Annotated in this window: 11 protein-coding genes and 1 tRNA gene; 2 read left to right on the top strand and 10 right to left on the bottom strand. The window is 35.7% G+C overall.

Going from position 1 to position 14,429, the window contains the following annotated elements; all coding sequences use genetic code 11:
* Window positions 1-34: 34 nt before the first annotated feature.
* Complete coding sequence (locus DWB61_RS06905) at window positions 35-1,405, top strand: DNA recombination protein RmuC (RefSeq protein ID WP_125030168.1); 1,371 nt, start codon at window positions 35-37, stop codon at window positions 1,403-1,405.
* A gap of 423 nt (window positions 1,406-1,828) precedes the next feature.
* Here the strand turns inward: DWB61_RS06905 and DWB61_RS06900 are convergent, their stop codons facing one another.
* From DWB61_RS06900 to DWB61_RS06870, 7 genes are all read right to left on the bottom strand, one after another.
* The gene (locus DWB61_RS06900; RefSeq protein ID WP_125030167.1) at window positions 1,829-2,932 is read right to left on the bottom strand and encodes an AI-2E family transporter; all 1,104 of its coding nucleotides are present in this window, start codon (window positions 2,930-2,932) and stop codon (window positions 1,829-1,831) included.
* A gap of 200 nt (window positions 2,933-3,132) precedes the next feature.
* Window positions 3,133-5,586 carry an endopeptidase La gene (lon, locus tag DWB61_RS06895; protein WP_125030166.1) on the bottom strand — a complete coding sequence of 818 codons (2,454 nt, stop codon included), beginning with the start codon at window positions 5,584-5,586 and terminating at the stop codon, window positions 3,133-3,135.
* Between the two features lie 136 nt (window positions 5,587-5,722).
* Window positions 5,723-6,913: a GlmU family protein gene (locus DWB61_RS06890; RefSeq protein ID WP_125030165.1), complete on the bottom strand. Its 1,191-nt coding sequence runs from the start codon at window positions 6,911-6,913 to the stop codon at window positions 5,723-5,725.
* A gap of 85 nt (window positions 6,914-6,998) precedes the next feature.
* The gene (locus DWB61_RS06885; protein WP_125030164.1) at window positions 6,999-7,253 is read right to left on the bottom strand and encodes a type B 50S ribosomal protein L31; all 255 of its coding nucleotides are present in this window, start codon (window positions 7,251-7,253) and stop codon (window positions 6,999-7,001) included.
* 107 nt (window positions 7,254-7,360) lie between these two features.
* Window positions 7,361-8,554: an N-acetyltransferase gene (locus tag DWB61_RS06880; RefSeq protein WP_191984770.1), complete on the bottom strand. Its 1,194-nt coding sequence runs from the start codon at window positions 8,552-8,554 to the stop codon at window positions 7,361-7,363.
* Between the two features lie 45 nt (window positions 8,555-8,599).
* Window positions 8,600-9,364 carry a Bax inhibitor-1/YccA family protein gene (locus DWB61_RS06875; protein ID WP_125030163.1) on the bottom strand — a complete coding sequence of 255 codons (765 nt, stop codon included), beginning with the start codon at window positions 9,362-9,364 and terminating at the stop codon, window positions 8,600-8,602.
* A 172-nt stretch (window positions 9,365-9,536) separates the two neighbouring features.
* On the bottom strand, window positions 9,537-10,217 hold the full coding sequence (locus DWB61_RS06870; RefSeq protein ID WP_125030162.1) for a DNA alkylation repair protein: 681 nt from the start codon (window positions 10,215-10,217) through the stop codon (window positions 9,537-9,539).
* Window positions 10,218-10,432: 215 nt separating this feature from the next.
* On the opposite strand from DWB61_RS06870, the gene DWB61_RS06865 reads away from it, so the two are divergent.
* Window positions 10,433-10,508: transfer RNA gene (locus DWB61_RS06865), tRNA-His, on the top strand.
* A gap of 544 nt (window positions 10,509-11,052) precedes the next feature.
* Here the strand turns inward: DWB61_RS06865 and DWB61_RS06860 are convergent.
* Genes DWB61_RS06860 through DWB61_RS06850 form a run of 3 tightly spaced genes read right to left on the bottom strand, consistent with a single transcriptional unit; the run spans window position 11,053 to window position 14,406 of the window.
* On the bottom strand, window positions 11,053-12,123 hold the full coding sequence (locus tag DWB61_RS06860) for an alanine racemase (RefSeq protein ID WP_125030161.1): 1,071 nt from the start codon (window positions 12,121-12,123) through the stop codon (window positions 11,053-11,055).
* 2 nt (window positions 12,124-12,125) lie between these two features.
* The gene (gene alr / locus DWB61_RS06855) at window positions 12,126-13,280 is read right to left on the bottom strand and encodes an alanine racemase (protein ID WP_125030160.1); all 1,155 of its coding nucleotides are present in this window, start codon (window positions 13,278-13,280) and stop codon (window positions 12,126-12,128) included.
* On the bottom strand, window positions 13,273-14,406 hold the full coding sequence (locus tag DWB61_RS06850; RefSeq protein WP_125030159.1) for an amidohydrolase: 1,134 nt from the start codon (window positions 14,404-14,406) through the stop codon (window positions 13,273-13,275). The genes alr and DWB61_RS06850 overlap by 8 nt, the downstream gene beginning before the upstream one ends.
* Between the last annotated feature and the right edge of the window lie 23 nt (window positions 14,407-14,429).

The raw sequence follows: 14,429 nt of genomic DNA, 5'->3' as shown, positions 1-14,429 counted from the left end.
CAGATTTTACATCAAACTCAATTAAATTCTTATTATGGAATTTTTATATATCGCAATCGGAATATTAAAAGGGATGCTTATTGCCTGGCTGATATTAAGGAAGAAATTAAATTTTGCCGCTGCAACACATCGGGAAGAACTTTTGATAAAAGAGAATGCTTTTATTCTTGAAAAGAGTGAACTGGACCAATCTAGAATGAGATTCGAAGAAAGAGCCAACAATCTCCAGAATGAAAAACAAGTCCTTCAAAACGAGATTTCAACGGAAAGAGAAAAGAACGAGAAATTAAATCGTTCGATTTCCATATCTTCTACTGAGCGCAAAAATCTTGAAGAAAAACTTGAGAATCAGAAAATAGAACTTGAAGAACTTCAAAAGCGATTCACAACCGAGTTTGAGAATATTGCAAATAAAATTCTTAAAGAAAACTCAAAAGAATTCACCAGTTCGAACCAAAAGAACATGGATGAGATTTTGAGTCCAATCAAAGAGAAATTAATCTCATTCGAGAAGAAAGTAGAAGAGACTTACGATAAAGAGCTACGTGATAAAATTAGCTTACGTGAGGAAGTAAAAAAGCTTTACGATTTAAACACTAGAATTTCTGATGAAGCCAATAACCTTACAAAGGCACTTAAAGGTGATGTAAAAAAACAAGGTAATTGGGGTGAGGTTGTTCTTGAGAGAATTCTTGAAAGATCAGGCTTAACCAGAGGTCAGGAATACGATAGAGAAGTTGTCATGAAAAATGGTGATGGACAATCAATTCGCCCTGACGTGATTATTCGCCTTCCTGAAGAGAAACATATTATTGTTGACTCAAAAGTATCATTAGTTGCTTACGAAAGGTTTGTAAATGCAGCTAACGATGAAGAGAGAGAGCATTTTCAGAAAGAACACATTATTTCTTTCAAAACTCACATAAAAGGATTAGCAGATAAGCACTATCAAAGTTCAGACTCTATAAACACACCTGATTTTGTATTGATGTTTGTTCCTATAGAATCTTCATTTGCTGTGGCCGTACAAGCCGATCAGGAACTTTTCGGATATGCTTGGGACAATAAGGTGGTCGTAGTAAGTCCATCTACGCTTCTTGCAACTCTTCGCACCATTTCATCAATTTGGAAACAGGAAAACCAGAACAAAAATGTGATGGAGATAGCCCGACAAGGCGGTGCCCTTTACGATAAATTTGTCAGTTTTGTAGAGGATTTAATTAAGCTTGGCAAGCAAATGGATGGCTCCCAGAAACTGTATCAGGAGTCTATGAAAAAGCTTTACGATGGAACAGGTAATTTAGTCGGTCGTGCTGAGAAGATTCGAACACTGGGTGCAAAAGTCAAAAAGAAATTACCACAAGCTTTACTGGATAGAATAAGTGAAGAAAAGGCTGTAGAATAAGTCCTTATTCGGCTTATTATAAAATTATAATTACTCGCCCAAGCCTTTGGTGGAGTCATTAACAAATAATAATACCCTTCTTTTTGTTTAGGGAAGCCATTAACAAACATTAATTACTCGCCCAAGCCTTTAGTGGAGTCATTAATAAATATTAATGACCTTCTTTTTGCTTAGGGAAGCAATTAACAAACATTAATTGCTCGACTAAACCCTTTTTAGAGGCTTCAACAATGTTAATTGCTCGCCCAAGCCATTAGTGAAGCAATTAACATTTACTATCGACCTACCTTATTTTGAGTCATTTTCATCAAAACACCTATATTTACTAATACAGGAGGTTTTTATGTCGAAATTATTATTAATAAAGAAATGACATATAAAAGGCTGTTTCGATTGAAACAGCCTTTATTATATCTTAATTTTCTACTTAATCTTCTCAGTCAGCTTCCTAACAAAGCGATATTTATTGAAAAACTCCTTGGCAATCACACGGAAAATGGTGTAGGCTGGAATCGCCAACATCATACCTAATATACCTGACATGGAGCCTGCGAAGAGTATTACTAAGAATATCTCCAGAGGGTGAGCATTCACACTATTCGAGTAGATAAGGGGTTGAAAAAGGATATTATCAATCAGCTGAACAATAAAAAAGACCAAAGCTGTATAACCTAGGAGAGGTACGACTTGTGTATAAAAGTCTACATCGAGATTCGTCGCAATACCAATAATTAAACCAAACATAGTCCCAATAATAGGCCCAATATAAGGGATGACATTTATAAGTCCAGCAAACAAACCAATAACAACGGCGTGACTAAAACCCATCCCCACAATCGATAATCCAATAGTCACCATCGTACCAACAAGTATCACTTCAAAAAAGAGTCCAACAAAGTAGCGCATCAACAGATTTTTGATTGAATCAAGTACATGACGGACGCCCTCTTCGTTTTTTTCGGGCACAAACAAAACCAACGAATCAACAAAAAGACTACTGTCCTTCAAAAAGAAAAATGTGATAAATGAAATGGAGAATAAGGCAATAAATAAGCCACCAACAGTACCTGCCAAAGATCCAAATATGGACGAAATATCAGAAAACTTAAGCACAGAAGAAAGATTCTCTGTTATTACGGCTTGAATCTTGAAATCACCGCCTTCGGTAGAATACTTCGAAATAAAAGCTTCAATATTCCTTATGGGTTCATCCAAACTACGAACAGCAGATTGCACATCGATATTCGATAATTGCTTGGCCTCTTCAACAATCATGGGAATAAAAGTTCGAAAGAATACAACCATAACCAACCAAAGCAAGGCCAAGGTCAAACCCGCTGAAACACTAGTCGGAATTGGATGTTTTTTAATGGTCGCTTTATTGAGGAAATCGACAACTGGACGTCCTATAAATGAAAGAACAACTGCAATTCCAATATAGGCCAGTATGGCAGAGAAATACCAAAATATCAAACCTAAAAAAAGCAAGCCGACAGCCGCAATTAAATATTTACCTTTTCCATTCATATCAGAAGGTTCATTTTACAGTAATAGACAACGTGTATAAACTACAAAGAAGCGAATTTCACTTTCTTAATTCGATTAAAATTAACAAAAATATTAAGCAATCGAATATAAGACAAAAATTAAGGGCTATCGAATAATTTCGACAGCCCTTAACAAAACAATATAGGTTCAAGATCTATTTAAACTCGAACCATTGAGTCTTAAATCAAGACTGGTTCTTTAACTTTTTGCTTCATCAAAGCAATTGCCAGAACATCCATCACATCTTCTACATAATGGAATTTTAGTCCCTTTAAGTAGATGGGTTTAATTTCTTCGATATCTCTTTCATTCTCGTGACAAAGAATAATCTCTTTGATTCCGGCACGTTTTGCAGCTAAAATCTTCTCACGAATTCCTCCAACTGGTAACACTTTTCCTCTCAAAGTTATCTCCCCAGTCATAGCCAAATTCTTCTTAATCTTACGTTGTGTAAAAGCAGAAGCGATAGATGTAATCATTGTAACACCTGCGGATGGTCCATCCTTTGGAATAGCCCCCTCTGGAACGTGAATATGAAGATTCCAATTATCAAAAGCTTCTTGTTTGATATCTAGTTTCGCAGCATGAGCTCTTAAGTATTCCTGAGCCAATAGAGCCGATTCTTTCATCACGTCACCAAGATTACCTGTAAGGGTTAATTTGCCTTTACCTGGGCTTAAACTCGATTCTACATAAAGAATCTCACCCCCTACTGATGTCCAGGCTAAACCGGTCACAACACCCGCAAACTCGTTCCCCTGATATTTATCGCGATTGAAACGCTCAGCACCTAAATAGGATTTCAGCTCATCAACTTTTATCACCCTCTCGTAACTATCTTCCATAGCTACTTTCTTAGCAATACCACGCATCAGTTTTGCAATCTTCTGATCTAAGCCTCGCACACCCGACTCACGAGTATACTTCTCAATAATCTGAACAATCACTTCATTTGGCACTTCAACATGCTCTGCTGTCAATCCATGATTCTCCAATTGCTTAGGAATAAGGTGACGCTTAGCAATCTCTGCTTTCTCTTCAGTAATATAACCACTCACATCAATCATTTCCATACGATCGCGAAGTGGTGCTGCAATTGCACCGATATTATTTGCTGTAGCCACAAACATGACCTTAGACAAGTCATAATCTACATCAAGGAAATTATCGTGGAACGCACTATTTTGCTCTGGATCTAAAACCTCCAATAAGGCTGATGAAGGATCTCCTTTATGATCAGAACCTACCTTATCAATCTCATCCAAAATAAAGACAGGATTCGACGATTTAGCTTTTTTCATACCCAGGATAATTCTTCCTGGCATGGCACCAATATATGTTTTTCTATGCCCACGGATTTCAGCTTCATCATGCAAACCACCTAATGACATTCTCACGTACTTTCTATCCAGAGCACTAGCTATAGATTTCCCTAAAGATGTTTTACCAACACCTGGAGGGCCGTAAAGACACAAAATTGGGGATTTCAAATCACCCTTTAATTTCAAAACAGCTAAGTGTTCGATGATACGATCTTTAACTTTCTCCAATCCAAAATGGTCAGCATCCAATACTTTCTGAGCATTTTTCAAATCGAAATTATCCTTAGTAAACTCATTCCAAGGTAGGTCAATCATCTCCTGCAGGTAATTCAACTGAACTGAATATTCAGCTGCAGCAGGATTCAAGCGCTGTAATTTTTTCAATTCTTTTTCGAATACTTCAGCAACCTCATCGCCCCAAAGTTTCTCAAGAGCTTTCTCTTCAAGCTCCATCACATCTTCTTCACCCGGATTTCCACCCAGCTCATCCTGAATGGTTTTCATTTGCTGATGCAACAAATACTCACGCTGTTGCTGATCCATATCGGTCTTCACCTTCGATTGAATATCATCTTTCAATTCCAAGATCTGAACTTCAGCAGATAAAAGCTCCAAAAGTCTCATAGCCCTATCTTGCAACGCACCTAGGTCTAGAAGACCTTGTTTCTTACTCAATTTCATTTCCGAGTTACTCGAAATAAAGTTGATCAAGAAAGAAGATCCTTCAATATTTTTAATGGCGAATGTTGCCTCGTTAGGAATCTGAGGACTCAATTTAATCACCTTAATTGCAATATCTTTAATTGATCCAACAAGAGCCTTAAATTGATTATCCTCATTTTCAGGACGGATATCCTTAAGGGTGTTTATTTTTGCAATATGGTAAGGGTCGTTTGACACCATTTCTTCAATTTCGAAACGTTTTTTACCCTGCAAAATAACCGTCGTGGTTCCGTCAGGCATTTCCAAAATCTTAATGATTTGGGCTACGGTACCAATCTTATTCATATCCTCAACTTCAGGATCTTCAACCTCATAGTCTATTTGAGAAACAGCTCCTAAAAGGCCTTTCTTTGCATAAACTTCTCTGACTAGTTTTAAAGATTTCTCTCTGCCAACTGTGATCGGAATAACTACTCCTGGGAATAGGACAGTATTGCGAAGTGGCAAAATTGGCAAACTGTCAGGCACTACAAATTCATCGATGGCGCTCTCATCCTCATCCGCTATAATTGGAATAAAATCGGAGTCCTCATCCATCAAATTCGTTAGACCTATGCTTCCTATATTGATTTCTATCTTACTACTCATATCTATCTTAGTCTTATTTCTGTCAAAAAATGCAAGAATGCCATACTATCACACAGTTTGTGACATATTGACGCACCCTTACTCTACTTTTATACTACACGGCTAATAGGCAATACCTATGCCAAGAAATAATCAACTAGAACGATTTTCGATACTTAGCTGTTATCTCAAACACATGATCCATAATCTCTTCTTCAACTTTATCGAATTCTAAACCTCGGCGTTGCATGACCAGTTGAGCCACTTCATGAGCAGCCTTTAAACGGTACTCCTGAAATCCATGATTCCCCCCCATTGAGAAAGATGGAATAAAATTACGGGGAAAACCTGCCCCATAAACATTGGCACTCACTCCAATTACAGTTCCTGTATTCAACATGGTATTAATGCCACATTTGGAATGATCCCCCATAATTGTTCCACAAAACTGCAAGCCTGTTTTATCGAATCGGTTCGATTTATAATTCCAAAGCTTCACTTCGGAATAATTATTTTTAAGATTCGAGTTATTGGTATCAGCTCCAATATTACACCACTCACCAATCACTGCATTCCCAAGGAATCCATCATGTGCTTTGTTGGAATAGCCTAGAAAAACCACATTACTCAATTCGCCTCCTGACTTACAGAACGGACCTAGAGTTGTAGCACCATATACTTTTGTTCCCATCTTTAATGCTGAATGTTCACACATGGCCAGTGGTCCACGAACAAGAGAACCTTCCATAATTTCAGCATCTTTACCGATGTAGATTGGGCCTTCATTGGCATTAAGAGTTGCAAACTCAACCTTTGCACCCTCTTCAAGAAAGATATTTTCTCCGCCAAGCACATTAACCGTTTTACTAATAATTTGTGATTGTCGCCCTTTGGTCAAAAGTTCAAAATCATCGCGAAGAGCCTTATCGTTAAGCTGAAAAATATCGTAAGCTTTTTCAATTCGAACCAATTCTCCTTGAAAAATAATCTTCTCTGCATAGTCTGGTAATGAAGTATCAAAATCATCAAGCTTATCTTCACTTACCGATACCGCGATTAAAATACCTTCATGAACTAAAACCTGCCCTTGAGATAATGACTGAATGGCTTCAATTAAGTCTGAATTTGGCAGAATACAAGCATTAATCAAGATATTTTCACCTGCCTTTTTCATCGGATATTTCTTCGAAAGATAATCCTGAGTCATATAACTAATCTCCTGATTAAGGAATCTATTCCATTTTTCAGAAATCCTTAAAATCCCTAATCTGATTTCAGAAATGGGACGAGTAAAAGTTAAAGGCAAGAAATTCTGCCAGCTCTCATTATCAAAAAGAATATAGTTCATCGTGTGTTTTATTTCGTTTGGATTAACAAAAATAAAAAAAGCTCCGATAAATCGGAGCTTTTTTTATATTCTAAACACAATAAGATTATTTCTTAATGTGATTCTTGTATTTGTTCTTAAACTTATCGATACGACCTGCTGTATCGATTAGAGTCATCTTACCAGTATAGAAAGGGTGAGAAGTGTTAGAGATCTCAAGCTTCAATAATGGATACTCTACGTTATCAATCTCGATAGTTTCTTTAGTTCTAGCTGTTGACTTAGTAACAAAAACAGTCTCGTTTGACATGTCTTTAAAAGCAACAAGACGGTAATTTTCCGGATGTATTCCTTGTTTCATTTTATTCTCTTTAAAATTTCTTATAATCTTCTTCCAATGGACTGCAAAGGTATATATTGTAATTTATTTTGCAAAGAAAAGACCAAAGAATCTAACTTTTATTGCATTTATTCCTTGGATGCCTTACTTACTCTGTTTTCCAGAGGGATAATAGGTGTTCTCTTAAAGGGTGCTTTAGGGTCAAATAAGAAACGATAGGTATGATGCTTCTTCATTCTTACCCCTCCTACCGACTCATAAATTGATATCATTTTAGGGTTAAAATCACCCACCCATGATAATTCAACTTCAGTATATTGCTTCTTTGCTTTAATCGCCTTATCCATTTGCCAAAAAATTGCCGACTCAATTCCGAATCGTTGATATCTTGGCAAAACACCCATAACCGTAATACGAGTTCGAGTAATGGTTTTACGTTTCAAGTAATAGAAAAACTTCAACTTATTCCAAAAATCAAGCTTCCCATTCAATTTAATCAGAATCTGATTGATATCAGGCATTGCAACAAAAAAACCGACTGGTTTACCCTCGTGGTAGGCGAACCAAATAAATTCTTCCTCTAAAATCCCCTTACCTTCACAGGCAATCTTTCGGATATCTTCAATATCAATAGGCGTAAAGTTATCGTGAAACTTCCAGGCTTCATTATAAACTTCTATGATATCTTGAATATATTTCTCAGAATTTGAAAATTGAAAATGCTCAAATTCAAAACCCGGTTTCTTAGATATCCATTCTGCAATTTTTGCAAAACGCTCTGGGAAAGGTTTTGTTCTATCAACATGATAGCTGTACTGTTCAAAGAAAACTTGAAAACCATAAGATTCAAAAAATTCCTGATAGTAAGCTTTGTGATAAGGCATACCAAAACCCTGCGGCATAAACCCTTCAACTAACAAGCCCCAATGATTATCGTTCTCACCAAAGTTGATAGGGCCATCCATAGCCTCCATTCCTCTTTCTTTCAACCAATTTTTGGCCGTATCAAAAAGTAGAAAAGCAGCGTCCTTATCTTCAATACATTCAAAAAAACCACAACCGCCAGTAGGCTGATCAAAACTAAAAGCTTTATTGGTATTTATAAATGCTGCTATACGTCCAATCACCTTTCCATCATCATCGCTTAGAATCCAACGAATCGCTTCACCATGCTTAAAGAATGAATTCTCCTTAGGATCAAAAATCCCATTTATTTCACCATCCAAAGGACATGCAAAATTAGGATCGTTTCTGTAGAGGGTACGAGCAAAATCTAAGAATGATTGCTTTTGACTTTTATTTACAACTTCAATTATATTCATTTGATATTTTAAATGTTCAGATTGAAAAACATGGTTTTTTAAAGATTAATTGCGACTTGAAATCTTAGACAACAATCTTAAGATTTCAAGATACAACCAGATTAATGTTACCATGATACCAAAAGCACCATACCATTCCATATATTTTGGAGCACCCTGCTGAGCACCTTTTTCAATAAAATCAAAATCTAACACCAAGTTTAATGAAGCAATAGCAACCACGAATAAACTAATTCCGATACTAACTAAACTATTCCCAAATGCAAAACCCATATTCACGCCAAACATGCCTAGAATCCATGATACCATATAGAATATAAAGATTCCTCCTGTAGCAGCAATAATACCTGTCCTAAACTTTTCATTCACCTTAATAAGTCCTGACTTATAGGCAAAAAGCATCATGAATAAGATGGCAAATGTTAGACCAACGGCTTGCATCACAATCCCGGGATAAATAGCATTAAAACTAGCAGACAATCCTCCCAGTAATAATCCCTCGCACACTGCATAAATTGGTGCTGTAAATGGTGACCAAACGGGTTTAAAAATTGTGACTAATGCTAATACAAAACCGGCAACACCACCACCAATCATCCATGGCATAATGGCAGTAGATAAGCCTCCTGTTTGTGCCGATTCAAAATACATCCCCCAGGTATAGCTTGCAGCTGATACAACCAAAAGCAACATCAGTGCAATTTTATTCACTGTTCCACTCACAGTCATCACATCCTCGTAGGCCTCATATCTTGCTTTTGCAAAGATTTTATCTGTAAATGCTGGGTTTGAACTCTTTGTAAAACTCATAATAATTTATTTTTTTTTCTGACACGAATTTAAACAATATCGTGCAGTTCATTATACAATTTTATTTGTCTCCTATTTTGGTTTGAATACACAAAATAAAAATTCTTTATTTTTTGAAATTCAAATTTAGGGAATATTTCACAATTCGGTTATTAGAATTAAGTATTTAATCTCAATTGATGTCAGGAAATTCTGCCTGTAATTCTTCATAAACTTCAAGCCACTTATCATCAGCCTCTTTTAACTTTTGAACATTTGAAAACACAAGTTGCTTTAACAATTCATTTCGACGAGCAATCTTCCCTAAGGCTCTAGGCAACTGCTTAATCAAGTAGCTATGTTGAAGATGAATTGGCAATCCATTTATATAGTTTTCAAAAATCGCATTCCCTCTTTCCTTGTCAACTAAAGCTAAACGTCCAATAGTCATTGTCGCACAAATCGACTCTTTTTCTTCTTCAGACTTCATCCAAGTTAGCACTTGAGTATTCAGGTTGGGCAAAGCAACCAACAAATTCATACACATCTGCTCAAGCAATTCGTTACTATCTGCCTCATCAATCCACCTTTTCACTTGCTGCTCACTTACTTCTTGAGGCTTCTCCAAAAGGCTTGCCATAATTCGACTTTCGCGAAATCCTTTTCCCCACATTTTTTGAGCGAGCAAATGATTCGATTCATATCGCTTTGCTAGTTCCTTCAAATTAACAACCGAAGCACCCAATGCTTTCTGATAATTCAAACCATATTTTTTCATTTCAGAGTGCACTTCACCATTTCTAAGCTGAAGAACTTCCTTAAACAATTCCTGAAATTGCTTCTCTATATTTTCATCGTCTATAAAAAACTCCATAATTCGTCTGTTTAGTCTAAAATTCCTACAAAAAAAGCCTTGTTTTTCGTTCCACAAAGGAAAACAAATAATTATCTGAAAAAAAAATATATGTCTAACTAATTGCAAGGCAATAACAACAAGTCGTTCATGAAATATTTTCTTATTTTTTTTTCAAATAGGTTTGGAAGTTAACTTTAGTTTTTCATATCTTTGCATCGCAAAAGGGAACAAATGGTGGTTGTAGCTCAGTTGGTTAGAGCGCTGGTTTGTGGTTCCAGAGGTCGCCGGTTCGAAACCGGTCTCCCACCCTACATTGCAAATGTCAATAAAAATGCGCCTTCCGGCGCATTTTTTTTATGCCTAAAATTCTAAACTTATTACACCGCGAACATTTAAGCAAACATTATTTTTCTAATGTGCCGCAATATACACCCCCGGATTTTCCAAAAATTGTCACTTCAAAATCCGTTTCCTCTTTTACTGAATTAGAAAAAAAAAGAGAGTCTAAATAGATTCATTAGGTCCTAATTCTATACCGATCCCTACTTTTCTTAGTCGATCTGTCAGATAGCGTACAAATCCATTTAATAAAAACTCCTAATTCGCTAGATTAATAAGCCTTTTAACGAAGGGTGTCACCCGTTACGAGATAACATAAAACACCCCTTTCAAATAGACTTTAAGGCTTTTAAAGGAGCTATAGAAGTCAATACGTCCAGATTTTAATCGTTATGACTATACATAGAGAAAAATTTCTAAACACCATGTTTTTCATTTAGTACTAAATCCCATTGCTTGCATAATCGTTCATATTCATTCTACAACCCCCATTTCGTATAGATTTCGTCGGCACCTACTTTATTTTTTTCTCAATGTATTTTGAGTTTAATATCCTGAGAGTCCCCATATAATCTAATTTAAATTCAATCAAATCACCAACTTTATATTTCTTTTTATTTTCGTCAAGGTCAATTACAATCATATCTGAACTCGCTCCAGCTATTTTTATCGTTTTGTCAACTAATTCAAGATGATCAACGTCTACATCGAGTAATCCTATGTCAATAATTGCCCTATTTGAAGTTTCACCAATATTAGCTTGATCAAATTCAAAGTCTTCACCCTCAACATTAGTCCCGAGCACTCCTTCAGGAACCATAGGTTTTTCGGTCAATTCAATTATCTCTGAATACAAACTAAATATATCAGAATGCATTTTTTCAAAAGGTACATTATTATAAACATCCGTACCTAAAAAAAGTGTTTCACCCACTCTAAAATGATTGATTCCTTTAGGCAGTAAATTTTGAAAAATCAATGGAATTGTAACAGATGAACCTCCTGAAACAAATTCAATTTGTCTGTCAAATTTAGCCTCAATCAGTTGTTCGTATAAACTCAATTGGATTAATTTATCGTGATTTGGCAAAACACCATATAAGCAAGTTAAATTAGTTCCAATTCCAACAACTTTAATGTTTTTTAATCTGAAAACACTTTTGTAAAAAGCCATAAAATCATCACCCATTACCCCCTCACGAAGCTCACCCAATTCAATCATAATTATGATTTTATGGATTTTGCCCTGCCTTTTTGCTTCCTCTGATAACATTCTGATAGTTTCAAATTCAGTATTCAAGCTGACATCGGCATATTTAACAACGCCTGATATTGAGAGTTTTGCAGGGGGCTTAATATATATCGTCTCGATTAGAGGGTTTATAGATTTAATCATCTTCAGGTTAGATACTCGTGAGTCGCATATCTGATTGATGTCAAATTTTAATAATTCTCTTAAATAAATTTCATTTCCACTTAGTATTTTCGAAACAACAGACCATTCAATCCCCTTCTTTTTAAAAAGTGTATTGAGATAGTCGAAATTTGATTTGAATTTGTTTTTATCTAATGTTACAAATGCCATAATTACTGTTTTATTACTGTTCGTACTATTGATTCTGATAAATGTGCTAATATTTCGTAATTCAGCTCATTACTAATTTCGCTAAATGCACTTACCTTTATTTCTAAATCGTTTTGTTTTCCTATTAAAACAACTTCATCTCCTACTTTTGCATTATCAACATGCGAGATATCTACTATTATCATATTCATATTTACAACACCTATCACACTGCATCTCTGACCGCCAATAAGCACTCGCCCCTTATTACTTAATGAACGACTGTAACCAAATGAATACCCAATGGGTACCAATGCGGTTATAATATCAGTCTGAGCGAGATAAGAAATGCCATAACCTATAAATTCACCACTCTTGACTTTTTTTATCGCCATAATTTGACTGTTCCATCCAAGTATCCTTTTCAAAGGATTAATTTTATTGTTTTTATGATTGATATATTGCACATATACTTCGCTACTCGACCAAAAACCATAAAGCATAATTCCTATCCTTACCAAATCCATTCTCGCTTTTGGATAAACAAATGCTGCTGCAGAATTAGCGACATGTCTATATTTTGGAATCAAACCATTGGCTCCAAGAGTCACTAACATTTTATTATATTTTTTTAACTGACTCTGTATCCTTACATGATTGGAGATACTTTCGGCTCCTGCAAGATGTGTGCAAAATCCAACTATCTCAATACAATCAGCATTCTCTTTTATTTTTGTAATCGCATTTTTTAATTCATCGGCATTTAAGCCTGAACGATTCATACCTGTCTCGGCTTCAATATGAATTTTAGCCTTTGAATTAAGCTCTTTGGCATATTTTATAGCAAAATTGAGTCGTTCAATATTAAAAACAAAAAACTCTATCCCTCTTGCAATTGCACCTCTGACGCTTTCTTCGCACAACCATCCCATAACCATTATTGTTGCCGGTTTAGAGAGACTATCAAAAACCCGAATAGCTTCGCTATAATAAAAAACCGAATAATGATCAATTCCATACTTCTCGAAAAGTGGAACAATTTGCTCAATGCCGTGTCCATAAGCGTTGGCTTTTACAACGGCTGATATTTTTACTTTATCACCAAGCTTCTTTTTAAGAAAGGCAATATTGTTTTCAACCGCATTTTCATTTAACGTTATTAGTGAATTATTAATCATCGCTTAATGCTTTTTCATAAATGGCATAAAATATATTTATTCCGGACTCTATGATATCATCAGGAAAATCGAAGTCTGGATTATGAAGCTGTGGCTGATCTTTACCCGAGCCTAAACCAAAATAACAAGCATTATACTTTTCAGTAAAGTACCCGAAATCCTCGGACCATTTAAACGGCTTTTCAATATTTTGGATATCTAAACCAATATGCTTTGCTGATTGTTCAACGACACCAACACAATAATCATTATTCACTGTCGCAGGAAAATCTTCGCTATATGAAATCTCACAGTCTAATTTTTCTGACCTCGATATTTCTCTTATTGTTTTTTCACATTTATCAGTTAGCACTTCCATATCTTCATTTTCAAAAGCACGTAAAGTGACTCTCAATTCAGCATAACCAGGAGAAGTGCCAAAAGATATTTCTCCCAATTGAATATGAATGATAGTAAGCAAAACGAAATCTTTAAAAAGTGTTTTGTCATCTCTGATCACATGCAATTCTTTTATAATATCCGAAATTGCATCTGCAGGACTAATACCATCTTGCGGTTCGGCGGCATGAACTGTTTTACCAGTAAGTTTAATGGTCATGCCCTTTGATGCGGAAGCAAAACTTCCCTTTTTAAGCACTATAGTGTGCTTTTCAAATCCGGGCACATTGTGAAGCGCAAATAGATAATCAGGCTGAATATTAATAAATTTTGGATTTTCAACGACATCACAAGCACCTTGTTCTACTTCCTCGGCAGGTTGAAAGAGCATGACAACCTTTCCTCTTACTGGACGATTTTTAGAGATCACCTGAATGAGTCCTGTCAAAATTGCCATGTGTCCATCGTGTCCACAAGAGTGTGCAATATGATCATTTACTGACGCGTATTCAACACCTGATTTTTCTTTAATCAGCAAAGCATCCAACTCTGACCTGAATACAACTGTTTTCCCTTTCTCTTTTCCATTAAAAATAAATGCGACTCCTGTTTCTCCCAGTTTAATAATCTCGTCAGGATTGAATTTCTTGACATAGTTTATTATCCGTTCAGAAGTATGATACTCATCATTGGAAACTTCCGGGTGCTTATGTAATTCCTGTCTTAACTTTATTATTTCCTGATTCATCTATTAAGATTTATAATCATCAT

It is taken from the genome of Ancylomarina euxina (genome assembly GCF_003863355.1).
Lineage (GTDB): Bacteria > Bacteroidota > Bacteroidia > Bacteroidales > Marinifilaceae > Ancylomarina > Ancylomarina euxinus.
The sequence above is the reverse complement of the archived record's forward strand: the minus strand, read 5'-3'. Positions and strand labels throughout refer to the sequence as shown.

Coding starts and splice junctions, on each gene's coding strand:
- alr (WP_125030160.1), bottom strand. CDS start 13,280: ATGATTAATAATTCACTAATAACGTTAAATGAAAATGCGGTTGAAAAC.
- DWB61_RS06885 (WP_125030164.1), bottom strand. CDS start 7,253: ATGAAACAAGGAATACATCCGGAAAATTACCGTCTTGTTGCTTTTAAA.
- DWB61_RS06860 (WP_125030161.1), bottom strand. CDS start 12,123: ATGGCATTTGTAACATTAGATAAAAACAAATTCAAATCAAATTTCGAC.
- DWB61_RS06870 (WP_125030162.1), bottom strand. CDS start 10,217: ATGGAGTTTTTTATAGACGATGAAAATATAGAGAAGCAATTTCAGGAA.
- lon (WP_125030166.1), bottom strand. CDS start 5,586: ATGAGTAGTAAGATAGAAATCAATATAGGAAGCATAGGTCTAACGAAT.
- DWB61_RS06850 (WP_125030159.1), bottom strand. CDS start 14,406: ATGAATCAGGAAATAATAAAGTTAAGACAGGAATTACATAAGCACCCG.
- DWB61_RS06875 (WP_125030163.1), bottom strand. CDS start 9,364: ATGAGTTTTACAAAGAGTTCAAACCCAGCATTTACAGATAAAATCTTT.
- DWB61_RS06905 (WP_125030168.1), top strand. CDS start 35: ATGGAATTTTTATATATCGCAATCGGAATATTAAAAGGGATGCTTATT.
- DWB61_RS06880 (WP_191984770.1), bottom strand. CDS start 8,554: ATGAATATAATTGAAGTTGTAAATAAAAGTCAAAAGCAATCATTCTTA.
- DWB61_RS06890 (WP_125030165.1), bottom strand. CDS start 6,913: ATGAACTATATTCTTTTTGATAATGAGAGCTGGCAGAATTTCTTGCCT.
- DWB61_RS06900 (WP_125030167.1), bottom strand. CDS start 2,932: ATGAATGGAAAAGGTAAATATTTAATTGCGGCTGTCGGCTTGCTTTTT.